General features: G+C 36.0%; 29 protein-coding genes. 10 read left to right on the top strand and 19 right to left on the bottom strand.

Translation table 11 applies throughout. From position 1 onward, the window contains the following. Positions 1–8: 8 nt before the first annotated feature. The 4 genes from U473_RS04305 to U473_RS15640 all read right to left on the bottom strand — a co-directional run bounded on the left by U473_RS04305 (position 9) and on the right by U473_RS15640 (position 4,500). Positions 9–1,550 carry an acyl-CoA carboxylase subunit beta gene (locus U473_RS04305; RefSeq protein ID WP_068723718.1) on the bottom strand — a complete coding sequence of 514 codons (1,542 nt, stop codon included), beginning with the start codon at positions 1,548–1,550 and terminating at the stop codon, positions 9–11. 12 nt (positions 1,551–1,562) lie between these two features. Further along, positions 1,563–2,375, bottom strand: coding sequence for a methylmalonyl-CoA epimerase (gene mce / locus U473_RS04300; RefSeq protein ID WP_068723715.1), 813 nt, complete (start codon positions 2,373–2,375; stop codon positions 1,563–1,565). 15 nt (positions 2,376–2,390) lie between these two features. Then, positions 2,391–4,043 (bottom strand): acyl-CoA mutase large subunit family protein, encoded by a 1,653-nt coding sequence (locus U473_RS04295; RefSeq protein WP_068723713.1) that lies wholly within the window; start codon positions 4,041–4,043, stop codon positions 2,391–2,393. Positions 4,044–4,194: 151 nt separating this feature from the next. After that, positions 4,195–4,500, bottom strand: coding sequence for a Mu transposase domain-containing protein (locus U473_RS15640; protein ID WP_407701946.1), 306 nt, complete (start codon positions 4,498–4,500; stop codon positions 4,195–4,197). 473 nt (positions 4,501–4,973) lie between these two features. Between U473_RS15640 and U473_RS04290 the strand changes: the two genes are divergently transcribed. Continuing rightward, the gene (locus tag U473_RS04290; protein WP_068723710.1) at positions 4,974–5,378 is read left to right on the top strand and encodes a hypothetical protein; all 405 of its coding nucleotides are present in this window, start codon (positions 4,974–4,976) and stop codon (positions 5,376–5,378) included. Positions 5,379–5,592: 214 nt separating this feature from the next. Here U473_RS04290 and U473_RS04285 read toward each other — a convergent pair whose 3' ends face one another. Beyond that, complete coding sequence (locus U473_RS04285; RefSeq protein ID WP_068723708.1) at positions 5,593–6,021, bottom strand: hypothetical protein; 429 nt, start codon at positions 6,019–6,021, stop codon at positions 5,593–5,595. Positions 6,022–6,648: 627 nt separating this feature from the next. Here U473_RS04285 and U473_RS04280 point away from each other — a divergent pair. Continuing rightward, positions 6,649–6,972, top strand: a complete 324-nt coding sequence (locus tag U473_RS04280; protein WP_068723706.1) for a hypothetical protein — start codon at positions 6,649–6,651, stop codon at positions 6,970–6,972. Positions 6,973–7,006: 34 nt separating this feature from the next. On the opposite strand, the gene U473_RS04275 is transcribed toward U473_RS04280, so the two are convergent. Beyond that, positions 7,007–7,492 (bottom strand): hypothetical protein, encoded by a 486-nt coding sequence (locus U473_RS04275; RefSeq protein ID WP_068723703.1) that lies wholly within the window; start codon positions 7,490–7,492, stop codon positions 7,007–7,009. Between the two features lie 476 nt (positions 7,493–7,968). Here U473_RS04275 and U473_RS04270 point away from each other — a divergent pair, with 476 nt between their 5' ends. The 5 genes from U473_RS04270 to U473_RS04255 all read left to right on the top strand — a co-directional run bounded on the left by U473_RS04270 (position 7,969) and on the right by U473_RS04255 (position 10,724). After that, complete coding sequence (locus tag U473_RS04270) at positions 7,969–8,310, top strand: glycoside hydrolase domain-containing protein (protein WP_268807451.1); 342 nt, start codon at positions 7,969–7,971, stop codon at positions 8,308–8,310. A gap of 638 nt (positions 8,311–8,948) precedes the next feature. After that, the gene (locus U473_RS04265; protein ID WP_068723698.1) at positions 8,949–9,770 is read left to right on the top strand and encodes a sigma-70 family RNA polymerase sigma factor; all 822 of its coding nucleotides are present in this window, start codon (positions 8,949–8,951) and stop codon (positions 9,768–9,770) included. Continuing rightward, positions 9,767–9,928 (top strand): YvrJ family protein, encoded by a 162-nt coding sequence (locus tag U473_RS14150; RefSeq protein WP_082732368.1) that lies wholly within the window; start codon positions 9,767–9,769, stop codon positions 9,926–9,928. Before U473_RS04265 ends, U473_RS14150 begins: the two co-directional genes overlap by 4 nt. Before the next feature lie 5 nt (positions 9,929–9,933). Next, the gene (locus U473_RS04260) at positions 9,934–10,164 is read left to right on the top strand and encodes a hypothetical protein (protein ID WP_068723695.1); all 231 of its coding nucleotides are present in this window, start codon (positions 9,934–9,936) and stop codon (positions 10,162–10,164) included. 227 nt (positions 10,165–10,391) lie between these two features. Then, the gene (locus tag U473_RS04255; RefSeq protein ID WP_068723693.1) at positions 10,392–10,724 is read left to right on the top strand and encodes a hypothetical protein; all 333 of its coding nucleotides are present in this window, start codon (positions 10,392–10,394) and stop codon (positions 10,722–10,724) included. A 33-nt stretch (positions 10,725–10,757) separates the two neighbouring features. Here U473_RS04255 and U473_RS04250 read toward each other — a convergent pair whose 3' ends face one another. Further along, the gene (locus tag U473_RS04250) at positions 10,758–11,498 is read right to left on the bottom strand and encodes a hypothetical protein (protein ID WP_068723690.1); all 741 of its coding nucleotides are present in this window, start codon (positions 11,496–11,498) and stop codon (positions 10,758–10,760) included. A 366-nt stretch (positions 11,499–11,864) separates the two neighbouring features. On the opposite strand from U473_RS04250, the gene U473_RS04245 reads away from it, so the two are divergent. From U473_RS04245 to U473_RS04235, 3 genes are all read left to right on the top strand, one after another. Continuing rightward, the gene (locus U473_RS04245) at positions 11,865–12,623 is read left to right on the top strand and encodes a peptidoglycan-binding protein (protein WP_068723688.1); all 759 of its coding nucleotides are present in this window, start codon (positions 11,865–11,867) and stop codon (positions 12,621–12,623) included. 235 nt (positions 12,624–12,858) lie between these two features. Then, positions 12,859–13,344, top strand: a complete 486-nt coding sequence (locus U473_RS04240) for a hypothetical protein (protein ID WP_153011991.1) — start codon at positions 12,859–12,861, stop codon at positions 13,342–13,344. Positions 13,345–13,506: 162 nt separating this feature from the next. Continuing rightward, the gene (locus U473_RS04235) at positions 13,507–15,054 is read left to right on the top strand and encodes an MDR family MFS transporter (protein ID WP_068723682.1); all 1,548 of its coding nucleotides are present in this window, start codon (positions 13,507–13,509) and stop codon (positions 15,052–15,054) included. A gap of 57 nt (positions 15,055–15,111) precedes the next feature. Here U473_RS04235 and U473_RS04230 read toward each other — a convergent pair whose 3' ends face one another. From U473_RS04230 to ptb, 12 genes are all read right to left on the bottom strand, one after another. Beyond that, complete coding sequence (locus tag U473_RS04230) at positions 15,112–16,422, bottom strand: dihydrolipoamide acetyltransferase family protein (protein WP_068723680.1); 1,311 nt, start codon at positions 16,420–16,422, stop codon at positions 15,112–15,114. 14 nt (positions 16,423–16,436) lie between these two features. Next, positions 16,437–17,420: an alpha-ketoacid dehydrogenase subunit beta gene (locus U473_RS04225; protein WP_068723678.1), complete on the bottom strand. Its 984-nt coding sequence runs from the start codon at positions 17,418–17,420 to the stop codon at positions 16,437–16,439. Between the two features lie 14 nt (positions 17,421–17,434). Beyond that, positions 17,435–18,427 (bottom strand): thiamine pyrophosphate-dependent dehydrogenase E1 component subunit alpha, encoded by a 993-nt coding sequence (locus U473_RS04220; protein ID WP_153012070.1) that lies wholly within the window; start codon positions 18,425–18,427, stop codon positions 17,435–17,437. A 27-nt stretch (positions 18,428–18,454) separates the two neighbouring features. Beyond that, positions 18,455–19,882: a dihydrolipoyl dehydrogenase gene (gene lpdA / locus U473_RS04215; RefSeq protein ID WP_068723676.1), complete on the bottom strand. Its 1,428-nt coding sequence runs from the start codon at positions 19,880–19,882 to the stop codon at positions 18,455–18,457. Between the two features lie 202 nt (positions 19,883–20,084). Further along, the gene (locus tag U473_RS04210) at positions 20,085–20,624 is read right to left on the bottom strand and encodes a 2-oxoacid:acceptor oxidoreductase family protein (protein WP_068723673.1); all 540 of its coding nucleotides are present in this window, start codon (positions 20,622–20,624) and stop codon (positions 20,085–20,087) included. Between the two features lies 1 nt (position 20,625). Further along, entirely contained in the window at positions 20,626–21,375 is a 750-nt protein-coding gene (locus tag U473_RS04205) for a thiamine pyrophosphate-dependent enzyme (protein ID WP_068723671.1), read from the bottom strand. Then, positions 21,375–22,436 carry a 3-methyl-2-oxobutanoate dehydrogenase subunit VorB gene (locus U473_RS04200; protein ID WP_068723669.1) on the bottom strand — a complete coding sequence of 354 codons (1,062 nt, stop codon included), beginning with the start codon at positions 22,434–22,436 and terminating at the stop codon, positions 21,375–21,377. The genes U473_RS04205 and U473_RS04200 overlap by 1 nt, the downstream gene beginning before the upstream one ends. Positions 22,437–22,461: 25 nt before the next feature. Beyond that, a complete protein-coding gene (locus U473_RS04195; RefSeq protein ID WP_068723666.1) occupies positions 22,462–22,692 on the bottom strand; it encodes a 4Fe-4S dicluster domain-containing protein in 231 nt (76 codons plus the stop codon). 30 nt (positions 22,693–22,722) lie between these two features. Beyond that, entirely contained in the window at positions 22,723–23,400 is a 678-nt protein-coding gene (locus tag U473_RS04190; RefSeq protein WP_068723664.1) for a hypothetical protein, read from the bottom strand. Further along, positions 23,387–24,496 carry a butyrate kinase gene (gene buk, locus U473_RS04185; protein WP_235589060.1) on the bottom strand — a complete coding sequence of 370 codons (1,110 nt, stop codon included), beginning with the start codon at positions 24,494–24,496 and terminating at the stop codon, positions 23,387–23,389. Before buk ends, U473_RS04190 begins: the two co-directional genes overlap by 14 nt. Before the next feature lie 56 nt (positions 24,497–24,552). Beyond that, positions 24,553–25,644 (bottom strand): Glu/Leu/Phe/Val family dehydrogenase, encoded by a 1,092-nt coding sequence (locus tag U473_RS04180; RefSeq protein WP_068723659.1) that lies wholly within the window; start codon positions 25,642–25,644, stop codon positions 24,553–24,555. Positions 25,645–25,695: 51 nt separating this feature from the next. After that, positions 25,696–26,604 carry a phosphate butyryltransferase gene (ptb, locus tag U473_RS04175; protein WP_068723656.1) on the bottom strand — a complete coding sequence of 303 codons (909 nt, stop codon included), beginning with the start codon at positions 26,602–26,604 and terminating at the stop codon, positions 25,696–25,698. Between the last annotated feature and the right edge of the window lie 125 nt (positions 26,605–26,729).

The raw sequence follows: 26,729 nt of genomic DNA, 5'->3' as shown, positions 1-26,729 counted from the left end.
CACCACCTTTATAATGGAATATTTCCATGTTTTTTAGGAGGTCTTGTTTCCCGCTTATTCTTTAACATCTCTAAAGATTGCTTTAATATTTTCCTCGTTGCTCTTGGGTCGATCACGTCATCAACCATTCCCATTGATGCCGCCACATAAGGATTGGCAAATTTTTCTCGATATTCGGCAATTTTTTGTGCTCTTGTTGTGAGAGGGTCCTCACTCTCATTAATTTCTTTACTAAAGATAATGTTTGCCGCCCCTTCTGGCCCCATCACGGCAATCTCTGCATTTGGCCAACTATAAACCAAATCTGCACCGATAGATTTACTATTTAGTGCTACATAGGCTCCACCAAAGGCTTTACGTACAATTACTGTAATCTTAGGTACGGTTGCTTCTGAATAAGCATATAAAATCTTTGCACCATGACGAATAATTCCCCGATGTTCCTGCATAACGCCTGGGAAAAATCCAGTGACATCGACTAATGTAATAATAGGGATGTTAAATGCATCACAAAACCGCACAAATCTTGATAATTTATCTGAAGAGTCAATATCTAGCCCACCAGCCATCATTTTTGGCTGATTCGCTACAATGCCAACACTTTGCCCAGCTATACGTGCAAAGCCAACAACGATATTTTTGGCAAAGTTCTCATGGACTTCCATAAAGTCACCTTCATCTACAATTAAATGAATGACATTGCGTATATCATAGACTTTCGTTCCTTCTATTGGAACCACATCTAACAATTCTTCACACCATCCATCGTCCTCTTTTGCATAAACTCTTGGTGGATCTTCTAAATTATTTTGTGGTAGGAAGCTAAGTAATCTTCTTACACTTTCTAGTACTTCAGGTTCTGAGGGTGAGGTAAAATGAGCATTCCCACTTATTGTAGAATGAACCCTTGCACCTCCTAATTCTTCAGAAGTGATTTTTTCACCTGTAACCGTTTCGATCACTTTTGGCCCAGTAATAAACATTTGGCTTGTTTTTTCAACCATAAAGACAAAGTCAGTAATTGCTGGTGAATAAACGGCACCACCAGCACTTGGCCCCATGATGACCGATATTTGAGGAATAACACCTGAATAAATGGAGTTTCGATAGAAGATCTGTCCATATGCATCTAAGGAAACAACCCCTTCTTGAATTCTAGCCCCACCTGAATCATTAAGCCCAATGACAGGACAACCATTTTTAGCAGCTAAATCCATGATATTGGTGATCTTTTTTGAATGCATTTCCCCTAAAGCACCGCCAAATACAGTAAAGTCTTGAGCAAATACATAAACTCCACGACCATGAACTTTACCATACCCTGTTACCACGCCTTCTCCTGGCGCTTCTAATTTATCCAGCCCAAAATGTGTGCCACGATGTTCAATAAAAGGGTTTAATTCTACAAAAGAATCTTCATCTAATAAAATGGAAATTCGTTCTCTTGCCGTTAACTTGCCTTTAGCATGTTGAGACTCAATTCTTTTTTCTCCGCCACCTAATTCTACTTTTCTTTTTCTTACATCCAATTCTTCTATTTTATTTAACATTGTTCCTCCCCCTTACTCCTTTTCACACAATTCAATAAGCACTTTAGATGTTGCTTTTGGATGGATAAATCCTACCTTTCTATCATGGGCACCGAGTTTCGGCTCATTTTGCAATGAAGGAATACCTAGCTGGTTTAATGTAGCAAATTGTTCAGTAATCTGATCCACCTCAAAGGCCAAATGGTGAATGCCTTCACCTTTTTTCTCTATATATTTATAGATTGGACTATCTGAATGAGTCGCTTCTAACAATTCTAAATGAAGATTACCAATTTCAAAGAATGCGACCTTGACTCCTTCAGAAGGAACTTCTTCAGTTCCCACCATTTTCAAACCTAAAACATCTTTAAATAAGTGAATAGTAGAATCTAGATTATTTACAGCAATACCAATATGATCTATTTTATTAATTTGAATTTTTTTCTGTTGCTTGAACCCTACATTTTCTCTAATGCATTGTGCAATCTCTTTGATTGGTGTTCCCGGTGTAAAAACACTTTTAATCCCTTGCTCTAACAAGTAAGGAATGTCCTCCTCAGGAATAACGCCTCCACCAATTACAAAAATATCTTCTGCTTGATTTTGTTTGAGCAGACTAGTTACTTCAGGGAACAGCTCGTTATGAGCTCCTGATAGAATGGATAAACCAATACAATCGACATCTTCTTGAATGGCGGTGGAAACGATTTGTGCTGGAGTTTGCCTTAATCCAGAATAAATGACTTCCATCCCTTCATCCCGTAACCCCTGTGCCACAACTAATGCCCCACGATCATGTCCATCTAATCCAGGCTTTGCAATAAGAACCCGAATTGGCTTACTCATTTTTTCTCCCCCCATTTAGTGCGATTGATAAGTACCAAACACATCTCTTAATACATTTGTAATTTCACCAATCGTTGCATATGCTTTTACTGCATCCAAAATATATGGCATTAAGTTTGCCTCTGTTTTTGCAGCTTGCTGCAAATGATTTAAACTAGTTTCTACTAACGCTTGGTTTCTTTGACTTCTAAGCTCTTTTAATTTCTGTTCTTGAATCTTGGCTATCGAAGGGTCGACACGATAAATTTCTGGTTTTGTATCATCTTCAATTTGAAAGGTGTTTAAGCCAACGATTTTAATATCCTGATTTTCAATTCCTTGTTGGTACTCGTAAGCAGCTTTATGAATTTCCCTTTGGATATACCCTTGTTCAATCGCTGCAACAGCTCCGCCCATTTCATCGATTTTTTGTAAGTAAGCTTCCACCTCTTTTTCAAGGGAATCCGTTAAAGCCTCAATATAATAAGATCCCCCTAAAGGATCAACCGTATCTGTAACCCCAGATTCATAACCAATAATTTGCTGTGTTCGAAGAGCAATACGTGCTGATTCCTCAGTTGGCAAGGCCAGTGCTTCGTCTCTTGAATTGGTATGCAAACTTTGCGTTCCACCAAGAACTGCAGCTAAGGCTTGCAAGGTAACACGTATAATATTGTTTTCCGGCTGTTGTGCTGTTAAAGTGGAGCCAGCTGTTTGCGTATGAAAACGTAGTTGTAATGACTTAGGATTTTGAGCATGAAAACGATTTTTCATGATTCTTGCCCAAATTCTCCGAGCAGCTCTAAACTTAGCAATTTCTTCAAAAAAATGGTTATGAGCATTAAAGAAAAAAGCAAGTCTTGGAGCAAAATCATCAATTTGTAGGCCAACTACTAAAGCACTTTCTACATAAGCTATCGCATTTGCCAAAGTAAAAGCTAATTCTTGAACAGCAGTAGAGCCAGCTTCACGAATATGATAACCACTGATACTAATGGTGTTCCATTTTGGTAAATGAATTGAACAATATTGAAAAATATCTGTAATTAGGCGCATCGACGGTTTCGGCGGGAAAATATATGTTCCTCGGGCTATATATTCTTTAAGAATGTCGTTTTGAATCGTACCCGTTAATTGATTTGGTGAAACACCTTGTTTTTCTGCTACAGCGATATACATAGCTAATAAAATAGCCGCTGTAGAATTGATCGTCATTGAAGTGCTGACTTTGTCTAGTGGAATGTCCTGAAACAAAATTTCCATATCTTGCAAGGAATCGATCGCAACGCCTACTTTTCCAACCTCACCTTTTGCATAAGGATCATCAGAATCAAAACCAATTTGTGTAGGTAAGTCAAAGGCAATGCTTAAGCCTGTTTGCCCCTGTTCTAGCAGATATTTATATCGTTTATTTGATTCTTCAGCAGAAGAGAAACCAGCATATTGCCTCATCGTCCACAGTTTGCCACGATACATCGTTGGTTGGATTCCTCGTGTATAAGGATACTCCCCTGGAAAACCAAGTTTTTCTATATAAGATTGATTAATCTCCTCAGGCACATATAACCGGTCTTGTTCAATCTTAGAGCTTGTTTCAAACACCTTTTTTCTTTCAGGAAATTTTTGCAACGATTCTTCCGTTTTTTCTTTCCATTTTTGAAATGGATCAGAGTGTAGTACCTCCCCCATTACTCCCCCTCCAGACAATTTAGATTTTTCTAAAAAATAATAATATTATTTATATTCAATATTTATTATATATTTCCTTCTAATTTTTTCTACTATTAAATAAAAAAGACCATTCCTATAAAGAAATGATCTAAAAGAATATGTTTTTTTATTAGTTAATTTCTCTTAATAGGTTATGCTCACTCCAATCATAGCTTATTTTCAAACCTTTCTCTCCTTTTATGTATAATGCGCCTATAAAATGAGGCATAAGACCATTAAAAAAAAGTCTGCCCTTCTCAAGGGATATAGAATGCTCTGCAATCAGGTTGTGGTCTATGACGTCATAGATCAAAAGCTTTCCGTCACATACTTCTATGGCTACTTCAAGCCCTGGCTTGTATGTACCGGTAGGAACTGTATAGCGGTTGCCTTCATACCAGATCGTATTGTCTTTTCTTACTGTCCTCGATAAAATGGGGTCAGGAATATTATATCTTTGAGGTACTGGCTTTAAGTATTCCCGCTCAATTTTGAATACTTCAGCCGGTATTTTTTAATTGTGCCATGAATTTTAGCATTTCCAGTCCTCTCAAGCCATTGCCAGAATGATTCGTTCTATGTTCTTAAATCCATATAGTATCGATTCTTTGCAAAATTATTTTTCATGTATTTGACTACAGCTTCAACACGACCTTTACTCTCCGGATCGCTCTTACGGCATAACCTGACATAAATTATTATTGAAATGATCCCAATAAAAAACATTTCCCCACCTCCAGACGTAAAAATTTTTTAAAAGGTTGTTAAATTTTAATTTAAAGCCCCTTTATAATATAGGACATAAAATTCCGCGGATTAAAAATTTGTCCTATAATAAATTTAAGGAGATGATTTATTATAGCAAACACACGAGAGGGAACTTCCACAGTAATTGTTTCAAAAGATGATTTGTATAAAATCGAACGTGCTCAAAGAGAAATTATGCTTGATGGCATTCTTAATCCCGACAGTAATAAGTTAGAATCAGGATTAAGCCTTTTTGCTTCTATTTTAACTTTCTTTGTTGTAAGATTCCCTATACCAGCACAAGTTGCATTATCTGCTGTTGCTCTTGGGTTAAGTTTAGTACCTAGTGAAAAAGATATTCTTAATAGTCTTAGTGCCGACGGAGAACGTTGGCTGGGCGAAATGTATGACTTCATGTACGATAACCCACAGTATGACTTAATTGAAATTAAATATCCTTTTCTACAATATATTGACGTAAATGATGAAGGTGAGGATATTAAATTTGTAACAGGTAGAGGCATACTAACAAAAGTTCATTCATCTAGTGGTTGGATTGTAATGTAGTGTATTTTCCACCCTAGCAATTATCACGAATATTCAAAAAGGAATGCTTACTATATATTCCAAGCATTCCTTTTTTACCGCGTAAGAAGGTTTAACTTCGTTAAAGCATTAAAGAAAAGGTTAAACTTGAACTATCGGCATAAAAAACTTTCTTAAAAGAAGGACTAGACTACGTCTTCGAAAAGACTTCAATTGAAGTTTTTTTATTTTTTTACTAGTACGTTAATATCCACCCTTCCTCTGAATGAACTTTCGTAATTACACCTTTATCAGAAAAAAACTTAATTACTTGATCGTCATCAATATATTTCGTTGTTGGAAAACTAATTTCTATTAAATCGTATTCAGGATGGTCTGTCATAAAATCAAAATTGAAGCCAATTCTGGATGCTCCTATTTGAATTTCTTTTGCTAACCAAATTCTTGTTTTCTTAAGCATTACCTCATCAGATAATTCATATTGATTTCGCCTAATCTGGTAAAGTTCATCATTACTTACAACTTTGGTTTCAACCGTCTCTTGTTTCTCTAACGAAATTTTCTCAAATACTCCTTGTATATAGAAGATATAAATCGTTAAGGAACCTATTGCAATAAGTAAAATAAGAAATTTTATGCGTTTGCCTATTTTTCTCTCACTCATAGTATTCACCTCTCCATAGGGACATTTTATCAAATAATCAATCCTGATGATGATGCATATATTGCTGAGTATGAAGGAAAGTTAGATTTTGTAAATGCAATTTACAAAGCTTTGGAAGAAGACCATTAAAAAAAACTGGGCACATATTATCTTATGTCCAGTTTTATTGATTGTTAGATGAGGAACTTATTCTAAGTCTAGTCTAATTGGATAAGGATTCAAACCTAATCGATTTGTTCTTATACATTTTACCATTATAATCGTATTTTTCCAATAAATCTAATTGGTGAAATCTGTGCACCAACAGTTGCTATTAGTTTATCGTTGATTACGTCATAATGGACATTATTATAAAGAAAGTTCTGTAAACCAATTTTCAATCAGTATGGCGATCTCCGACCATTCATGTAAGTCGATTTTTAATTTAAACCAGTGTAATTTAAATATACGTAATAAACTCACAAGCAATTTTAATTGATTTTTATTAAATTTTTACAACCTATGGTTGTTATTTTTGATTTTCGTTCCCCTTTTTATAGTAGACAGAACAAAGAGTGTGGTTAGGGGTGAACCGTTACTCTTTGCCCCCCTTCTGTTCAATATAAAAAAGAGAAAGGATGATTTTGAATGTCAATTGCGCCATGTCCAATATACGGGATTCACAGAATGATATCAAAAGGAGATTGTTCTGCCGTTGATGCTAATACTGGACAAGAAATTCCTACTCTAGTTGGTTGGTACAGATGTGATTGTGGAGAACGTGTCCTATGTGAAGGTTGGCCTCATTTTGGTGGAGCTATAGGTGATTATTGTACTGAAGGTGCTATAAAGGGCTATGGAAATATTGGTGGCCAAATGTTATTCCAGGTCGATAAGAATTTAGTTTGGAATACAACTCAATCAACAATAGAAGGATATCGTTTTTGTACATCAGACGGAGTATGTCGATAACAACAAATAAAAGACTTGGAGAAATCCAAGTCTTTTATTTGTTAATTCCCCTTAAGAGGCTATGTTCGCTTGAATCATTGCTAATTAACCAACCTTCTGCTGTTTTGGTCAAAATCATTTTTCCTTTTTCTACAATAGTTTTATTGATTTCTCCAGATGACTTTAATGTGATTGTGTAACTAAATCCTATTGTTCCTTTTTCTTTGTTTTCTTGGTTTTTAGTAAATGTTATATCTTCAACATGAATATTGGTTTTATATTTTTGAGCTATAGAAGGAACAATCCCAGCTAGTCGATTAGCCGAAAAATCTTGGTATTCCTCCTCGGTAAGATAAGGCTTTAATTTTTCCAATATATTTTTCTGGTATTCTGTTAGGTCACTAATATGAGTATAGTCCGTAATCTCATACTGAATCATTTTAAATTCTTTTGCCAGTTGCATTGCTGATTGTTCGTCAGAGGAGTTAGAACAACCTATAACAAGAAGGAAAAGCAATAACACCGAGAGTTTTTTCAACAATTTACCCATCTCCCATTTCATTTTCTTTTTTTTGCTAACACGTTAATGCCCAACCATTCTTTGAATGAACTTTTCGTAATGACACCCTTTCATTATAGAACATTTTACCAGATGGTTACTCTTTATTTCTATAAAATAAGCAAATTTTCACAATTTTTGCTTCAATTTATGTATAATGCGCCTATAAAATGAGGCATAAGACCATTAAAAAAAAACTGGGCACATATTATCTTATGTCCAGTTTTATTGATTGTTAGATGAGGAACTTATTCTAAGTCTAGTCTAATTGGATAAGGATTCAAACCTAATCGATTTGTTCTTATACATTTTACCATTATAATCGTATTTTTCCAATAAATCTAATTGGTGAAATCTGTGCACCAACAGTTGCTATTAGTTTATCGTTGATTACGTCATAATGGACATTCCATCTGTTCAATTATAAAAAGGAAAGGATGGTTTAAGATGGACGGAACATTTATTTTGCTGTTGATGCTGATATGAATAATTATCTAACTAATGTAGACAACTATTTTCATGGGATATCAGATGCAATGAATGAATTTTATAATATGAACGGTTATAAGTGGTCTACCGGAATTTATGGAAGTAAAAGTGTTGTAGAATATATGCATAATAGGTGGGGAGTTACAAAAGAATGGCAAACCATTGCATGGAGTAGTGGAAATTATTACACTGGTTCTGAAATATATCAGTACGAAACAGATATTCCAAATTATTTAGGAGTATTTTCCTCCCCAGTTGACAAAAATGGATCAAATACCACTAGCCGCGGTAGATTTACTAGTTTAAGTTAATAAATAATTTTGATCGTTTAGAAACTTCATTTCAATATTCAAAATTGGACTGAAGTTTTTATCGGAAAATTATACCCAACTATGTTAGCTAACTGGACATCTTTATTTATGTCCAGTTTGTTAATTTTGAGATTCTGTTCACCTTTGAATCCTTATCATTCTGATAAATATTTTCCAAATTACTTAGTTTAGTTCATTATTAACGATTAGTATTTTTTTACTGACGCTAAAGATAGATTATACCAAGTTTTTGCACCAACAGAACTTAGAAAGATTAAAGATTCTTTTTTAAAATCTATGTTATCATCCATGGTTATGTAATTATATAATGGCAAATATTGATTTGGTAAATATTTCTTTCCAAAATCTCCCCATTGTTCAAACGAGGTAAAAACAATTATGAGTAATAAGAATCTAAGATTTGCTAGTATCCAACAACAATCTTATAATATTCCATTTTTTGTATTTCCATAAATATTTTTCCCTACTTCCTCTGACAATGTAAAATAGAACTGTTTTTCAAATTTGTTCGACGAATGGTTGTATTTTTTCATTCTAATGACTCTTTAATATATATAAACATCTATGATAGAAATAAATAAAAGGATATTTTCCCTTATATTGGAGGTGAAATGAATATGAAAAAGGATTTTTATACAATTAAAGGATATTTTTCCCATCCAGAATTACCAATAAAAGATTTTGTAGACATTGAAGAGTTAGTGTATTTTAATCAAATTCAACCTATCCCTTCGGACAATAACAATCCCATATTCATTGCATCTGATATCGAAACGATTGGAATTAAGATTTACCATGAATACTTAGAAGCGAAAGAAATTAACATTAAAAAGAAGTTTTTCAAGTTAAATCGTTTTCCCTTTTTAAAACAAAAACTAGACTATTATCTAATAAAAAATCCAGAATTCAACCAAAATCATCTCTTTTCACGTTTTCTTGAAGAAGAAATTCATCTGAATGTTTTTGTTTTATCTCTCTTCAACGACAAATACTATACAGAATCGCTGAATCAATTGTTTAAAGAATTTTATTTCGAATATCGTTTTAAGGTTTATCTTAATCAGATTCTATATTTCGAAGCCATCACATTTAGTAAAAAACGGTCCCAACACCATAAAAGGGAAGCATTGATCCTTGAACAACCTATCGGTAATGATCGTGAAACCACATTACTTGATACGATTGCAGATACAGAAACCATTAGTTTAGAAGATATAGATGGGTTAGATTCGTTGGATTCCTATTTATCCGACGATCATCTATATCAAGCTTTTAAACAGCTTACGAATCATCAACAAAAAATCCTTTACCTCTCCTTTGTCAAATTGCTAAAAGATGTCGAGATTGCAATGGTGCTAAATGTATCCCAACAAGCTGTTTCCAAAACAAGAAAGACTGCATTAGAAAAGATTAGAAAAGCCATGGGGGTGAGAACATGAACGAAGCAAGCGAATGGTATAATGCTATTGGCAATGTTGGCTTCCCTATCGTAATCGCTATTTATTTGTTAATACGGTTTGAAAAGAAAATTGATACCTTAAGACAAAGTATCGATCAACTGGGACAAGCTATCCGGGAATATACATCGGGTAGGTGAATAGGTTGAGCGAGTTATATCAATTGATAAGAGAAGTCCAAGATGGAAACGATTCGTCTTTAATCAAATTTATTCATCAATTAGAGCCAAAAGTCAATCGTTTATTAAACCAAGCCAATTATAACGATAGAGAAGATCTTCGACAAGAACTATTTTTGAAGATTTTTTTAACAGCAAAAAAATATAAGTTAGATGAGGTGCCCGACTTTGAAGAATTTCACCGTAGAATTATGTAAAGACATTTGCATACAAATAAGACCTACTTTATTATAATTTAAATCTGATTTGGAAACTTCTGAATCAGATTTTTTTATTTTTTTCAATCTTTTTTGAAACTATGGTTGTTATTTTTGACTTTCAATCCCCTTTATATAATAGACAGAACAAAGAGTATGGTTAGGGGTGAACCATTACTCTTTATACTCCTTCTGTTGGAAAATAAAAAGGGAAAGGATGATCTAAAATGGCTATTGCACCATGTCCTATCTATGGAAATCATAAAATGTTGTCAAGAGGAGACTGTTCTGTGGTTGATGCTGATACTGGTCAAGAAATCGATTCTTTAGTAGGTTGGTACCAATGTGATTGTGGAGAACGATTTATTTGTGGAGGCTGGCCTCATTTTGGAGGAGCAATCACAGACTATTGTACTGAAGGGGCTATTAAAGGTTACGGTAACATTAGTAGTCTCTATCTATTTGAAGTTGATTCAAATTTGATTTATTACACAGATAGTTCAACCTTACCGGGCTACCAATTCTGTACATCTGATGGAAATTGTCGTGCAGCTGGTTAATTTTTCAAGGGCTTGGATCCTTTCCAAGTCCTATTATTTACTACTATCTATTTGAACAACAAGAACATAATTGGCATTCTTTTCGTCCCATTCTACATGGAGTTCGTAAATATATTTTCCTTCTTCTTTTGAAAGAAACACCATATTTTCAACCATTCTATCTAATCCAAAAGGTTGATTTAATTGACCTATAAAAATCCGCTTTGGTTCTTCATTGAATTTAACAACTAATTTGGAATGAGGATCAACTTTCGTTGGAATTATACTTTTAGCTATCTCTTCTGTTGAAAGTTCTACATTACGATATTCCATCCCATATTGGCGAACTGAATAATCTCTTAGTGTCACAGGTATTTCCCTTTCATTAACCGTAACTGTTGGCAATGGTGGTTTTAGTTTTGACAAGTTTGGTTCATACCCAGATAGGATAAAATAACTAGTTAAAAATAAAATTAAGCCAACAGTATACATTATGGAAGATAAACGATAGAATTTACTTATTGCTAATATATCTTCTCTTGACCGTTCAAGGCCTGATTGGCTCGAAATCGTTCTAGCTTGTTGGTAATTAAAATCCCCTCTTGCTCTATAGGTTCCTATTGTATTTGCTATTCCAATAGCCAAATAAATAAAGGAAGTATAAAAAAAGTACATGGCAATTGTTCCAATGTCCTTCTTATCTTTGAAAATAATCCATATGACTAGCATTGTGATGATACTTAACAAAGCACTCCATAAAAATCCTAATAAACCTTTAACAATAAAATTTCTCATTATTTAAGATCACCTCTTTTACCAGTATATTCATGTATTCTTATAAAATAAATAAAATCCTTCTATATATTTAACTTTAATTAGCAATTATCATACCTTTGGTAAACGTTGATAAACCTTTCACCATAGAATTATGTAAAGACATTTGCACACAGATAAGACCTACTTTATTATAATTTAAATCTGATTTAGAAACTTCTGAATCAGATTTTTTTATTTTTTTCAACCTTTTTTGAAACTATAGTTGTTATTTTTGATATTCAACCCCCTTTATATAGTAGACAGAACAAAGAGTATGGTTAGGGGTGAACCATTACTCTTTGCACCCTTTCTGTTTAATTTAAAAAAGGGAAAGGATGATTATAAATGGATAATGGACATAATAACGTTGCGGCAGTTGGAACTACCTACTCAAATCAATTCTATACTACAAATTTTAAAAGTTCTTATCGGCTTGGAGATAATCATGAACAAGTCGCCATCTTAAAAGCAAATCTGAGGGAGTATCGCAGTAAAACACCTTCATATTTATGGACGGGTACTCCTTCACTAGAAAACAATACCTCAACTATTTTTGATTCAGCGACTGAAGAAAATCTAAAAGTTTTTCAAAAAAGAGAAGGGTTAACTGCTGATGGGATCTATGGAGCTGGTTCACGTAATGCAATGCATGCTGTGATTGGGGTTTCACCTAAGGGATGGGTTAGAGTATTTCGTTCAACCTCAGCATATATTAACTATAATGATACCTCAACCGGTTTGAGTAGTGATAGTAAATATATGCTTGATCATAGTTGGGTAACAAGTACAACGAGAGATACTCTTTATGACTTAGGTTACAGTTTTTACCAAAAAACAAACAAGAAAATTGAAGTTAATGATTGTTCCTTAATCGATGGGGCTGATACACCCGAACACCAAACTCATATGAACGGAAAAATCATTGATATTCGAAATGCGCCAATGACAACCACTGAGGAAAAGACGTTTCTTGAAGTTGCCGTAGCACATTCAAATGTACAAAAGGTTATTTTCAAAACAAATCATGGAGTAAGTAGTTCAAAAATTGTAGTGGATACTAGTGGTGTTCACGATGATCATTTTCACGTAGAAACATATAATTAATTTAATAATCATAACGAAAGAAGACCAGTGTTACTTTACACTTGGTCTTCTTTCATGTAAATTATTCTAGAGGAGGTATTTATGTGAAAAAGTTAGTATTTATTCTATTTTTCATTTTTTAGTTGGTTGTCAAAATGGTAGTTTTGAACAAAAAGAGATAAATCAAAAACCTAAAGAATCAATAGAAGAAACAAAGAAAGTAAAAATAGAAGAAAAAAACATAGAAAATGAAATGATGAAACAAAAACTATTTGATTATGCGGCATACAATGGAGAAAAAAGTATTAATATCACCATTGAGGGAAAAATAGAACCTGCCGAATTTAAAAAAGTTAAATTTACTTCATATGGTTTATATGTTCCGAAAATACTAAAAGAAAATATGTTTGAAGATGGTAATGAATTTGGGTTTAGTATTGCTGAATTTATTTCTATACGTCCCATTGATTCTAACATAGTCAATAGAGAAATAGCCGAAGAATTTGCTATAGAGGAATTAGTTAGATCACCTCTCACAAAAGATAAAAATCTCATGATATTCGATGAATATCTATTTTCAACAATTAATGAGAATGGGGTCAGGAACGATTTCTTTTTTTATCAACACGATAAGAACCAAGGAACGATTGTTAAGTTCCGATACTTCCAAAGAAACGTAGATAAAGTACTCCCAACATTTCTTGAAGTCATCAAACATATACGATTCGTTAATGAATCATAGTGGGTTTAAAGATTTTCCAGTTACTTGGGAAATCTTCTTTTTTATCTATAAAATTTATTACGATGGGATATGCTGTTTTAAAAACCTTTGATTATTGATGTTTAGCCAGAAAAAGCACATAATAATATATTGTATTTTTACTTTTAGAAATGGAGGTTATCTATGTCTTCTTATCAGCGTAAGATTCTAACATTTGCAATCATGATTGGCATGTTCCTTGCAGCAATGGAGGCCACCATTGTCAATGCAGCAATGCCGACGATTGTTGGTGCTTTAGGTGGTTTTTCATTATATAGCTGGGTATTTTCAGCCTTTATGTTGACCAATACAACAACTGTGCCGATTTATGGTAAATTGGCAGATATGTATGGACGTAAGGTGATGTTTATTATTGCAGTGACATTGTTTGTGCTAGGTTCCGCATTAAGTGGACAAGCAAATACAATGGTTCAATTGGTTTTATTTAGAGGAATCCAAGGATTAGGCGCTGGTGGTGTTCTCCCCCTTGCATTGACAATTGCTGGAGACATGTTCACACTAGAACAAAGAGCAAAGGTTCAAGGATTGTTTTCAAGCATATGGGGATTATCTGCTATTATAGGTCCTTTTATTGGTGGTTTTATTGTAGATCACTTCTCCTGGAGATGGCTTTTTTATTTAAATCTTCCGATTGGAATATTGGTCATTACATTAGTTGCGATTTTTCTCCCCAAACAGAAGACGACTAAACATACCCATAAAATTGATATTCTTGGCGTAACCTTGCTTTCCACAAGTATTGTAATGTTCCTTTATGGTACATTGCTTGTTAGCCGTTACGGTTGGTTTCATATCATCACGGATTCATTCTTTGGGTTATCACTTATCTTACTTGTTCTATTTATCTATGTGGAACAAAAAGCAAAAGAACCTTTTATTCCATTATCCCTTTTTAAGATTAAAATCATTGGTTCAAGCAATCTCACAGCTTTCTTAATGGGGATTGGAATGTTTGGCTCTATCCAGTTCGTTCCGTTATATGTTCAAGGTGTTCTCGGAACAAGTGCTACACAAGCTGGACTTAGTATCACTCCCCAAGTGATTGGTTGGAGTCTTTTCTCCATTGTTGCTAGTCGCCTGATTCTTAAGAATGGTTATCGATTACCGATTTTGTTTGGCGCCTCTTTAATGACAATTTCTGGTTTCATGCTTGCACAAGTAGGTGTCAATACATCTTATGTTTATGTTCTTGTTTCGATGTTCATCTTAGGTGGTGGACTTGGATTAGCGATGACTACATTTGCTGTTGCCGTCCAGAGTGCTGTTACTTTTGAACAGCGTGGACTAGCAACATCAAGCCAAATGTTTGCAAGAAGTATTGGTGCAACGCTTGGTGTGACCATTCTCGGATCTGTTTTAACGATGAATATGAAGCCACAAGTAGAATTCTTTATTCTACAAAATCAGGGTAAGCTACCTACAGAATTACTACAGCAAATTGAACAATCTCAAGGTGTTTTTGAAGGAGACCAAGCCGCTTTGATTCCTCCAGATATCTTAGATCGGATGGCTACTTTCTTAGCAAATTCGATTCATAACACGATGTGGACAGCCTTTGTCCTCTCCTTTTTGGCACTTATCACGGCATGGTTCATCATTCCACGAGGTAGTGCTCAATCTTTATCTGTTGAGGAAAAATCACCAGTTAGTGAGAATTTAAGTAAAGCTTAAGACACAACAAAAAGGATAGCAGACAAATTGCTATCCTTTTGCATATAACCAATCCTACTAATAAATGGAAACCTTATTTTTCCCTAACGATTCTAGCTTTGATTTTACATTCTGAATGAAGCGACCTGCAATGAACCCATCTATAATTCGATGATCGAACGACATACAAAGATTTACCATAGAACGAATTGCAAGCATATCCTCAATCACTACTGGCCTTTTTACAATAGATTCCATCGTAATAATCCCTGCTTGGGGATGATTAATAATCGGTGCTGATAAAACAGATCCTATCGCTCCAGTATTATTCACTGTAAAGGTTCCACCTTGCATATCATCCATCGTTAATTTTCCAGCTTTGGTCTTTTTAACTAATTGATCAATTTGCTTAGCCAGCCCATAAATACTTTTTTGATCGGCATCATGGATAACTGGAACAAATAAAGCATCCTCTGTAGCCACTGCAATCGAGATATTAATATTTTTCTTTAAAATAATTTGATCTTCGTCCCATACTGAATTTAAAATGGGATATTCTTTGATCGATTCAACGACCGCTTTAATAAAAAATGGTAGAAAGGTAAGGTTGAATCCTTCTTTTTGTATAAGTTCTTTCTTGATGCTATTTCGGTAATTTACTAGTTCTGTTACATCAGCTTCTACAGTTAACCAAGCGTGAGGAGCCTCATGTTTACTTTGCACCATTCGTTTCGCAATGGTTCTCCTTACAGTGTTAACCTTCATTACCTGATCTCCATGATCAATTCCGTTTGAAATAGGAGTTGTTTGTATAATAGGAGAAGTAAAATCAACATTTGATCCAGTTGTTAACTCAGCTGACTCAATCATTGATGGTGAATCATTTAATACTTCCTGCTTATTGTTATTTTCAATATATTGTAGGACATCTTTTCTAGTAATACGTCCTTCCAAACCTGTTCCTTTTATTCTGGTAAAGTCAATATTGTTTTCTTGTGCAAGCCTCATCACTGCTGGAGAATAGCGAATTTTTCCTGCATGTTTTATCCCTTGATTTTCATTTGGCTGGGCTTTAGACTGGACTATTTCGGATTGAACAGGGTTTTCTAAAGTTTGTTCAATACCATCTATTGATTCAGGTGAAATAGCTTCATCTTCTTGGATATAGCAAATTAAATGGCCAACCGCAATAGTTGTTCCTTCTTCAACGGCGATTTCGGTCACTATACCAGCTACAGTCGCTGGAACTTCTGCATTAACTTTATCTGTTTCTACCTCGCATAAAGGCTCATAAAGAGCAACTTGCTCGCCAACCTTTTTTAGCCATTTAGTGATCGTTCCTTCTGTGACACTTTCGCCTAACTGAGGCATTAATACTTTAGTTGCCATCTATTCCACCTCCTTTAAAATTCAGCTAATTCTTTGATTGATTTTGCAATCTTTTCTGGGGTCAGCATAAATGCTTTTTCTAAAGGTGGACTATACGGCATGGCAGGAATATCAATTCCAGTCAGACGTTTTATTGGTGCATCAAGTTCAAATAAAGCTTCTTCAGCAATGATCGCCGAAACTTCTCCACCAATTCCACCAGTCTTGTTATCTTCATGAATAATTAATACTTTTCCTGTCCGTTTTGTCGCTTCAATGATTGCTTCTTTATCTAATGGTTGAAGAGTACGTAAGTCTAGAAGATGAATGCTGATACCTTCTTTCTCAAGACTTTCAGCAGCTTGAAGGGCATATTGAACCATTAAACCATAGGTAATGACTGTGACATCATGACCTTCTCGCTTCAGTTCTGCTTTCCCAATTGGCAAAGTATAATCTTCTTCAGGTACTTCTCCTTTAATCAGACGATATAAACGTTTATGCTCAAAGAATAGTACAGGGTCGTTATCTCGAATAGCGGATTTTAAAAGTCCTTTGACATCATATGGTGTAGATGGAGCGACTATTTTTAGACCAGGTACATTACTAAATACTGCCTCAACACTTTGTGAGTGGTATAAGGCCCCATGAACTCCTCCTCCATAAGGGGCACGGATCACTAAAGGAACATGCCAGTCATTATTGGAACGGTACCGGATTTTTGCCGCTTCACTAATAATTTGGTTTGCCGCAGGAAAGATAAAATCAGCAAATTGAATTTCTGCAACAGGTCTCATTCCATACAATGCAGCCCCAATAGCCACACCAACGATTGCTGACTCAGCCAAAGGTGTATCTAATACCCGTTGTTCCCCAAATTCCTCATATAATCCATTTGTTGCACGAAATACACCACCACGTACTCCTACATCTTCACCTAAAACAAAAACTTTTTGATCTCTCTTCATTTCTTCACGTAATGCTTGAGTTACTGCTTCTATATAGGTTAACATAGCCATCAGGATCCAACCCCCTACTCTTCATAAACGTGTAAAAGAATAGTCTCTGGATCTGGATATGCAGCTTTCTCGGCACAATCCGTCGCCTCATTGACCTCTTTGTTGACACGTTCCATGATTTCTTGATGTAACTGATCGTTTAACAAACCCGAATCATATAAATACTGTTGAAATAGTAGAATCGGATCATTTTTTTTCGCCTCTTCCACTTCTTCTCTTGAACGATAGCTTCGATCATCGTCATCACTAGAATGTGGAACAAGGCGATATGTTACAGCTTCAATCAGTGTTGGTCCTTCCCCCCGAATAGCTCTCTGTCTAGCTTCATGAACCACTTGATAAACCTCTAAAGGATTATTGCCATCTACAGTGAAACCTGGCATGCCATAACCAGCTCCCCGAACAGCAACATTCTCAGTCGGGATCTGTTTTTTTAGAGGTACACTTATTGCATATTTATTATTTTCAACCATGAAAATAACGGGTAATTGATGAACTCCAGCAAAGTTGAGGGCTTCATGAAAATCACCTTGATTTGTTGAGCCTTCCCCTAGCGTTGTAAACGCTACCAATTCTTCTTGATTCATTTTAGCTGCTAAGGCGATACCAACAGCATGTGGCAATTGAGTAGTAACTGGACTAGATCCAGTCACGATATTGAGTGGTTTGCTACTAAAATGTCCAGGCATTTGACGACCACCACTATTCGGATCTTCTGCTTTGGCAAATGCAGACAACATCAAATCCTTTGCGGTCATACCTAGCACTAGGACAACACCCATATCTCGGTAGTAAGGTAAAGTATAATCCTTTTGTTTGTTTAAGGCGAACGCAGCCCCCACCTGCGCCGCCTCTTGTCCCTGACATGAAATGACGAAAGGAATTTTCCCAGCCCGATTTAATAGCCACATTCTTTCATCAATTTTTCTAGTTAAAAGCATGTAATAATACATATCTAGAACATTTTGTTGACTTAATCCCAAATGCTGATGGGAGTTTGGATGAATCAAATCAAACAGCCCCTTTATTATGTTCTAGGCATGAATCGCTTTGCCATCAACATCTAGAGCAGCTTCCATTACAGCTTCAGATAAGGTTGGATGTGGATGAATGGTATGTGCAATCTCCCATGGAGTTGCATCTAATACTTTTGCTAATCCAGCTTCAGAGATCATGTCTGTTACATGTGGCCCAATCATATGAACCCCTAGAAGATCCCCTGTATTTTTATCCGCAACTAATTTTACGAAACCATCTACTTCTCCATGAACTAATGCTTTCCCAATTCCTCTAAATTGGAATTTACCCACTTTTACTTCATAACCTTTTTCTATCGCCTCTTCCTCTGTCATCCCTACACTAGCAACTTCAGGAGAGGTAAAGGTACATTTGGAAACAGCCAAATAATCTAATGGTTTAGGATTCTTGCCCGCTATATGTTCAACAGCTATAATCCCCTCATGTGATGCAACATGAGCTAGCTGTAAACCACCAATAACATCACCAATTGCGTAAATATGTGATTCCGCAGTTTGGAAATATTCATTTACTTGAATAACTCCTCTTTCAACTTTTATTTCAGTATTTTCTAGTCCAATTCCTTCAACATTTGCTTGTCGTCCAACAGAAACAAGTACTTTGTCAGCAGAAAGCTGGATCGTCTTATCTCCCTTTTGAGCCTCTAATTCTACATGTCCATCAACAATTTTTACTGTTTCAGGTAAAACCCTTGTATCTGTATGGATTTTGACCTTACGCTTTTTCATGACACGAGTCATATCTTTACTAATTTCGCCATCTTCAAGAGGTAAAATACGTGGTAAAAACTCAACTACCGTCACTTCTACGCCAAAATCAGTTAAAAGGGATGCCCATTCCATACCAATGACTCCGCCACCAACGATAATCATCGATTTTGGAAGTTCTGTCATCTCTAATGCCTCATCACTCGTCATAATAAACTTTCCATCAATATGTAAACCAGGTAATGTTCTCGGACGAGAGCCAGTAGCGATAATGACATGTTTTGTTGCTAGCAATTCGTTTTCCCCATTGGCTTTTTCTACCGAAATTGTTCCACTTAGTGGTGAAAAGATCGAAGGTCCCATAATACGGCCGAACCCTTCTACCAAAGTAACATTATTTTTCTTGAAAAGATGCTCGATTCCTTTTGTTAGTTGCTCTACTACTTTACGTTTTCTTGCTTGCACTTGTTCAAAGTTAAGTGTAACATGCTCTACTACAACACCAAATTCTTCTCCCTCTTTAGCATTTCGATAGATTTCCGCACTACGTAAAAAGGATTTACTTGGTATACAGCCCCGATGTAAACAGGTCCCCCCTACTTTATCTTTTTCCACAACAGCGACATTTAAACCTAGCTGTGCGGCACGAATCGCTGCAACATATCCGCCAGGACCTGCTCCCAAGAATACTACATCAAATTGTTTTTGCTCTGACATTTCTTTCATCTTCCTTCCCATTTGCCCTTTAAATTCTTTATTTATATATTTTATTTAGATTCAGTATCATTTTATAAAAGCTCTTAAAAGTACACAAGCAAAAAGTGTAAACAAAATTTAATTTTTATAAAAAAATTACTAGCCTACAAAATGATAGACTAGTAGCTAAGGCATCTCAAAAACGTTTATCAAAATTGATGATTTAGTTATTTACGATTTGTGCTCCTTTTTGTAGAGCTAATTGATTCACTGGAATTAAATTGTGTCTTCTTTCGGGAAGAACCTTTTTTAGAGATTCAATGACCGACTCAGGACTAACAGCTTTTGAAATTTCTAAAAAGGCCCCTAGTATGATAGAGTTAGCAACCTTAGGTTCTCCCAATTCATTGGCTATTTCCGATGCAGATACTTCGATGATCGTTATATCTTGTCTAGTTGATTTAACATCGATTAACGAGCTGTTTACAATTAAGACTCCACCTGGGATCACAAGCGGTTCAAATTTATCAAAAGACGGTTTGTTTAGAACAATTGCTGTTGTTGGGTGGGAAATAACTGGAGAACCAACAGGCTCATCACTAATAATGACCGAAACATTCGCTGTACCACCACGTTGCTCAGGTCCATAGGAAGGTAACCAAGAAACATGCTTATTTTCAATCATTCCGGCATAAGCCAAAAGTTGCCCCATCGACATCACACCTTGCCCACCAAATCCAGCGATAATGATTTCGTGTAACATCTTATTTCCCTCCCTCAATATTTTTATAAATGCCAAGAGGGTATACAGGTACCATTTGTTCTTTTACCCAATTTAAAGATTCTTCTGGATCTAACCCCCAGTTTGTTGGGCAGGTTGATAGAACTTCAACCATGGAAAAGCCTAGTCCTTTTTTCTGTGTTTCAAATGCTTTACGAATAGCTTTTTTTGCTTTTATGATATGTGGAACATCATGGGTAGAAACTCGTTCAATATAGGCTGCGCCATCCAAAGTGGCCAATAATTCGGAAACACGAATAGGAGCACCTTGTAAACTTACATCTCTTCCAAATGGTGAAGTGGCTGTCTTTTGACCAACCAATGAGGTGGGTGCCATCTGTCCACCAGTCATACCATAGATTGCATTATTCACAAAAATGACGGTAATATTTTCTCCCCGTGCTGCAGCATGAACGATCTCCGCCATACCGATTGAAGCAAGGTCACCATCGCCCTGATAGGTAAAGACAATACGATCTTTTGGCAAAACTCGTTTCAATCCTGTAGCAACTGCTGGAGCACGACCATGAGCTGCTTGAGTCATGTCGCAGTTAAAGTACTCATAAGAAAGAACAGAACAGCCAACAGAGGCCACACCTACAGAATCTTCTAAGATCTCCATTTCTTCAAGTACTTCACCAACGAGTCGATGAATCACCCCATGAGTACAACCTGGACAATAATGGGTTGGTTTATCTGTTAAACCTTTTGTTTTTTCAAAAATTAATTCCATTATTGCTCACCCCCAGCTATTTCAATGATCTTTTGGAAGATTTCGTCTTGACTTGGTACCATTCCACCTGTTCTTCCGTAGAAATGAACAGGTCGATATCCATTGACTGCTAGGCGAACATCTTCTACCATCTGCCCTGCACTCATCTCTACCGTTAAATAGGATTTTACTTTTTCTCTTGTCTCTATAAAAGGTTGTTCAGGGAATGGCCATAAGGAAATAGGACGAATCATTCCTACCTTAACTCCTTTATTTCTAGCCTTTTGAATCGCATTTTTTGCAATCCTTGAAACGGTACCATAGGCAACAACAATATGCTCTGCATCATCAGTTAAATATTTTTCAAACCTAACTTCTTTCTCTTTGATCTCTGAATATTTCAATTGAAGATGTTGATTATGCTTTTCTAATTCCTCTGGATCAAGACGAAGAGAGTTGACGATTTTCGGTCCCCCATCCCCACGTGTGCCAGTTGTAGCCCAATCTTTTGCCGGTAGCTCCACTGGCTGTCTTTCTATAAATTCAACCGGTTCCATCATTTGCCCTAACATTCCATCTCCCATCAGAATAACAGGCGTACGGTAACGATCTGCAATGTCAAAGGCATCTTGCATTAAATCAACGATTTCTTGTAATGTTGCCGGTGCTAAAACAGGGATACGATAGTCGCCATGACCGCCTCCTTTTGTAGCTTGAAAATAGTCAGATTGAGAAGGCTGAATGCTTCCTAAGCCAGGCCCACCACGCATGACATTCACAATGACCGCAGGTAGTTCTGAACCAACCAAATAAGAAATTCCTTCTTGCTTTAGACTTACCCCAGGACTTGATGAGGAAGTCATCACCCTAACTCCTGCACTTGCAGCACCATACACCATATTGATCGCTGCAACTTCACTTTCTGCTTGTAAAAATAATCCACCTACCTCAGGCAATCGTTTTGCCATATATGCAACAAGTTCACTTTGAGGTGTAATTGGATATCCAAAGAAATATTTACAATTTGCATGCACAGCTGCTTCTGCGATCACTTCATTCCCTTTCATTAACACTTTCCCCATGTTTTTTCCCCCTTTAACTGATCATTTAAGATGCTGTCTTTTTTCTTTCCGGACGATAAACGGTGATGACCCCATCAGGACAAATCCGCCCACATGCTACGCAACTAATACATGCTTCTTGGTCTACTACAGTTGCTGGGCGATACCCTTTCCCGTTTAAATGATCAGCTAAGAAAATAATATCTTTTGGACATACTGAGACACACAAACTACAACCCTTGCACAAATCTTCGTTCAAAATAACACGTTTTTCCATAAAACCCACCCCCTAATTTACTCTATTTTTCTACTCCCAAGGTAATTTCATAAAACGTTCTATATAAACAACATCATGATTGCTTGAAAAATCAGCTGTTTCTTCCATTCGGTCGCTAGAGATCGTTGTATATAAAAATGGAATCCCCAAATTTTCACTAACTATTTTTGTCATTTCTAACCCTTTTTGAATATCCGCAATCGTCGTCTCTCTACCTAAGTTTGTATTGTTGATTAAAGCAGAAACTTTAAGACGGGAGACCCTTTCGATTTGCTGTATGGTTTCGATGATACCATCTACTGTACTCACATAAGGACGATTGATATTGACAACAAAAATCATTTGTACATCCATTCGCTTTAGATCATTGTAATATTGTCCTAAAGCAGTAGCTCCATCCTTATCCCCACCTACATCGATGATTACATGATAATTAGGATCATGAAGTACACGATAAATTTCCCCTGAAACAATTGGTAGATCAGCAGTAGCGAGTTGCCCCTTTGGAGCAATCAGTTCTATCCCTTTTTGTTCAAAAAGAGAATGGGCCTCCCTAGAACGAAAGTAAGGATTGATGACATCTAAATCACTAATTGCAACTTTTGGAAATTGTTCTTTCTCCTTCAAACTTAAATTGATAGAAATCTCCGTTTTCCCGCTGCCAAAGTGACCAGTGATAATGGTTATTCTAGCATTATGATTCAACATAAACTTCCTCCAGAGCGTATTCTTTTACTTGTTCATGCCCACGGAGTACCCTTAAACCACCTTCAGCCAATGCCTGTAATTCATTTTCCCCAGGAAGTATTTTCACAGGTGCGATCCATGCAATATACTCTACCAATTGGTCAATAAAGGTTTTACTGTATGCAATCCCCCCTGTTAATATAATTGCATCAACCTTTCCTTTAAGTGCTGCACTACTAGCCCCAATTTCCTTTGCGATTTGATAGATCATCGCATCCCAAACCAGTTTTGCTTTCTCATTGGCGTTTGTAATCATCTTCTCAACATCAACCATGCTATTTGTGCCTAAATAGGCAACAACTCCACCCTGGCCACTTATCTTTTTCTTTAATTCTTCTTGGGTAAATTGTCCTGAAAAACCTAATGAAAGTAAATCTCCAACAGGTAAACTTCCTGTACGTTCTGGAGAAAATGGACCCTCTCCATCTAAACCATTATTAACATCGATTACTTTCCCATGATGATGAGCACCTACCGTGATTCCACCGCCCATATGACATACAACAAAATTTGCTGATTCATAAGTGAGGTTAAGTTCAGTTGCTACTTTACGCGCAACTGCTTTTTGATTGAGAGCATGGAAAATTGACCTGCGTTTAATTTCTGGCATACCACTGATTCTAGCAATCGCTTGTAATTCGTCTACTACAACTGGATCTACAATATAAGCAGCAATATTTAATTGTTTTGAGATTTCGTATGCAATCATCGCTCCTAAATTAGAGGCATGTTCTCCATATCGAGCATCCTTCAAATCTTTGACCATATGTTCGTTCACTAGATATGTTCCACCCGGAATAGGTTTTAACAACCCCCCCCTGCCAACAACCGCATTTAATTTGGTTAAATTGATACCTTGGTTGTGAAGGGTTTCTAAGATCATATTTTTACGAAAATCATATTGATCGATTACTTTATTAAATTGCTTCAACTCATCGAGGTCGTGTCTTAATGTTTCTTCAAAAACCGATTTTTCATTATCATATAACGCTATTTTAGTGGATGTTGACCCAGGATTGATTACCAATAAACGAAAAATTTGCTCCATCACTTCCACTCCATTTCTTAGAGAAGGTGAAAAGCACTTGATAAGTGCTTTTCACTCAATAAGGTCTAACGGCCTAGAATACTTTTTTCTTGCCTAATAAAATTACTGCGGATCTTACGCATTTGTTCAATTCTTTCCTCAGCCATTTTATTAGCCGCTTTATAGGATGGAATTCCATCTCTTTCAGCAATCTCAAACACTTTTAAAATATTATCATAGATGGTCTCTACCTTTTTCATTGCCCGATCACGATTATACCCGTTTAACTCATCAGCTACGTTAATCACACCACCAGCATTGATCACAAAATCAGGTGCATAAATAATCCCTTTTTCCTGAAGAATATCTCCATGTCTTTCCTCTTTTAATTGGTTATTTGCTGATCCTGCGATCAATTTTGCCTTAAGTTGTGGGATAGTATCATCATTAATCACTGCACCTAATGCATTCGGTGAAAAGATATCACATTCAACACCATATATTTCATTGATACCTACAGCCTTGGCCCCAAATTCTTTTACTGCTTTATTTACATTATCTTCATTGATATCGGTAACAATGAAATTTGCTCCTTCTTCATGTAAATGTTTGAGAAGATTGTAAGAAACATTTCCTACACCTTGAACAGCTATTGTTTTACCAGATAAATTATCGCTACCAAAAGCTACTTTAGCAGCAGCTTTCATCCCACGGTAAACTCCATATGCTGTGACTGGTGATGGATTACCGCTACTACCAAATGCTGGGGATATACCAGTTACATAATCAGTTTCTAAATGAATATAATCCATATCTTGAACCGTAGTCCCTACATCCTCAGCCGTAATATAACGTCCATTAAGACTTTGTACATATCGTCCCAACGCTCGGAATAATGCCTCACTTTTATCTTTTCTTGGATCACCTATAATTACCGTTTTCCCACCGCCTAGATCTAATCCAGCAGCAGCATTTTTGTAGGTCATTCCCCTTGCTAAACGCAAGGCATCAATAATCGCTTCTTCTTCAGAAGCATATGTCCACATCCTTGTCCCACCTAATGCAGGGCCTAACGTAGTATCGTGAATAGCGATAATTGCTTTTAGCCCTGAAGCCTCATCGTGAGCAAATACCAGTTGTTCATAATCAAATTTCTCCATGTAATCAAAAATTTTCATTCTTTCTTCCTCCCATTTAAATAAATTTATATCTTAATAGAAAAATAAAAACTAAATATTTGCTTGTTGTGATAAAAGAACCGCTAATGCAATAGAATTTAACTTTGTTTCAAAAGAATCAGCCCTTGAAGTTAATACAATGGGTGATTTTGCTCCGGTAATCACTGCACCAACCTTGACCTTTCCAAAATAAACAAGGGATTTGTATAAAGTATTTCCCACTTCAATATTAGGAACTAATAAAATATCTGCTTGGCCAGCTATTTTACTTTTAATTCCTTTATGCATTGCAGCCTCCAAGGAAATTGCATTATCAAGTGCTAATGGCCCATCAACAATCCCACCAGAAATTTGTCCTCGTTCAGCCATTTTTGATAAAAGTGCAGCATCCAATGTAGCGATCATATTAGGATTTACAGTTTCTAATGCAGTAAGAACAGCAACTTTTGGTTCTGTGAGTCCTATAATACGAGCAAAGTCAATCGCATTTTGAGTAATTTGTACTTTTTGTTCTAACGACGGAGATATATTCATTGCCGCGTCTGTTAAAAAGATCAAACGATCAAGTCCTTCTACTTCAAATAACGCAATATGACTCAAAATTCGATGGGTTCTAAGACCTATCTCCTTATCTAGAACCGCTTTTAAAATAATTGGAGTTGGTACTAATCCCTTCATCAAAATTTGCGACTCTCCAGTATTCACCGAATTTACCGCTTTAAGACTCGCCTTAACATGATCTCTCTCATCTGTAATCTTCACTTGATCTAGTGGGATCATACTTTTTTCAGCTAGCTGCCTTATTTTGCTTTCATCTCCAAACAAATGAAAGCGAGCAAATCCTTTCTCTAACGCGTTTTGTACAGCAATTAAAACCTCCTCATCTTCAGCAACGGCAACCGCAACTTGAGGTAGGGCATCCCTTTTTATCTTCGAGATGATTTTTTTAAAAGAATTCATTTAAAACCACCTTCATTCAACAACACATTTTATCTTTTCAATATAACAAATAGCAAAAACCATGCCAAGATTTTCTTTATGAAAGCGCTTTACTTTTTCAGGTTTAAATAAGTTTATATTAAAAT

Origin of the sequence: Tepidibacillus decaturensis, from assembly GCF_001561915.1 — a bacterium.
Taxonomy (GTDB): Bacteria; Bacillota; Bacilli; order Tepidibacillales; family Tepidibacillaceae; genus Tepidibacillus_B; species Tepidibacillus_B infernus.
The sequence above is the reverse complement of the archived record's forward strand: the minus strand, read 5'-3'. Positions and strand labels throughout refer to the sequence as shown.

Excerpts from the sequence above, each read along its gene's own strand:
- U473_RS04305 (WP_068723718.1), bottom strand. The coding sequence starts at position 1,550 with ATGTTAAATAAAATAGAAGAATTGGATGTAAGAAAAAGAAAAGTAGAA.
- mce (WP_068723715.1), bottom strand. The coding sequence starts at position 2,375 with ATGAGTAAGCCAATTCGGGTTCTTATTGCAAAGCCTGGATTAGATGGA.
- U473_RS04295 (WP_068723713.1), bottom strand. The coding sequence starts at position 4,043 with ATGGGGGAGGTACTACACTCTGATCCATTTCAAAAATGGAAAGAAAAA.
- U473_RS04285 (WP_068723708.1), bottom strand. The coding sequence starts at position 6,021 with ATGAGTGAGAGAAAAATAGGCAAACGCATAAAATTTCTTATTTTACTT.
- U473_RS04280 (WP_068723706.1), top strand. The coding sequence starts at position 6,649 with ATGTCAATTGCGCCATGTCCAATATACGGGATTCACAGAATGATATCA.
- U473_RS04265 (WP_068723698.1), top strand. The coding sequence starts at position 8,949 with ATGAAAAAGGATTTTTATACAATTAAAGGATATTTTTCCCATCCAGAA.
- U473_RS14150 (WP_082732368.1), top strand. The coding sequence starts at position 9,767 with ATGAACGAAGCAAGCGAATGGTATAATGCTATTGGCAATGTTGGCTTC.
- U473_RS04255 (WP_068723693.1), top strand. The coding sequence starts at position 10,392 with ATGGCTATTGCACCATGTCCTATCTATGGAAATCATAAAATGTTGTCA.
- U473_RS04250 (WP_068723690.1), bottom strand. The coding sequence starts at position 11,498 with ATGAGAAATTTTATTGTTAAAGGTTTATTAGGATTTTTATGGAGTGCT.
- U473_RS04245 (WP_068723688.1), top strand. The coding sequence starts at position 11,865 with ATGGATAATGGACATAATAACGTTGCGGCAGTTGGAACTACCTACTCA.
- U473_RS04240 (WP_153011991.1), top strand. The coding sequence starts at position 12,859 with ATGAAACAAAAACTATTTGATTATGCGGCATACAATGGAGAAAAAAGT.
- U473_RS04235 (WP_068723682.1), top strand. The coding sequence starts at position 13,507 with ATGTCTTCTTATCAGCGTAAGATTCTAACATTTGCAATCATGATTGGC.
- U473_RS04230 (WP_068723680.1), bottom strand. The coding sequence starts at position 16,422 with ATGGCAACTAAAGTATTAATGCCTCAGTTAGGCGAAAGTGTCACAGAA.
- U473_RS04225 (WP_068723678.1), bottom strand. The coding sequence starts at position 17,420 with ATGGCTATGTTAACCTATATAGAAGCAGTAACTCAAGCATTACGTGAA.
- lpdA (WP_068723676.1), bottom strand. The coding sequence starts at position 19,882 with ATGTCAGAGCAAAAACAATTTGATGTAGTATTCTTGGGAGCAGGTCCT.
- U473_RS04210 (WP_068723673.1), bottom strand. The coding sequence starts at position 20,624 with ATGTTACACGAAATCATTATCGCTGGATTTGGTGGGCAAGGTGTGATG.
- U473_RS04205 (WP_068723671.1), bottom strand. The coding sequence starts at position 21,375 with ATGGAATTAATTTTTGAAAAAACAAAAGGTTTAACAGATAAACCAACC.
- U473_RS04200 (WP_068723669.1), bottom strand. The coding sequence starts at position 22,436 with ATGGGGAAAGTGTTAATGAAAGGGAATGAAGTGATCGCAGAAGCAGCT.
- U473_RS04195 (WP_068723666.1), bottom strand. The coding sequence starts at position 22,692 with ATGGAAAAACGTGTTATTTTGAACGAAGATTTGTGCAAGGGTTGTAGT.
- U473_RS04190 (WP_068723664.1), bottom strand. The coding sequence starts at position 23,400 with ATGTTGAATCATAATGCTAGAATAACCATTATCACTGGTCACTTTGGC.
- U473_RS04180 (WP_068723659.1), bottom strand. The coding sequence starts at position 25,644 with ATGAAAATTTTTGATTACATGGAGAAATTTGATTATGAACAACTGGTA.
- ptb (WP_068723656.1), bottom strand. The coding sequence starts at position 26,604 with ATGAATTCTTTTAAAAAAATCATCTCGAAGATAAAAAGGGATGCCCTA.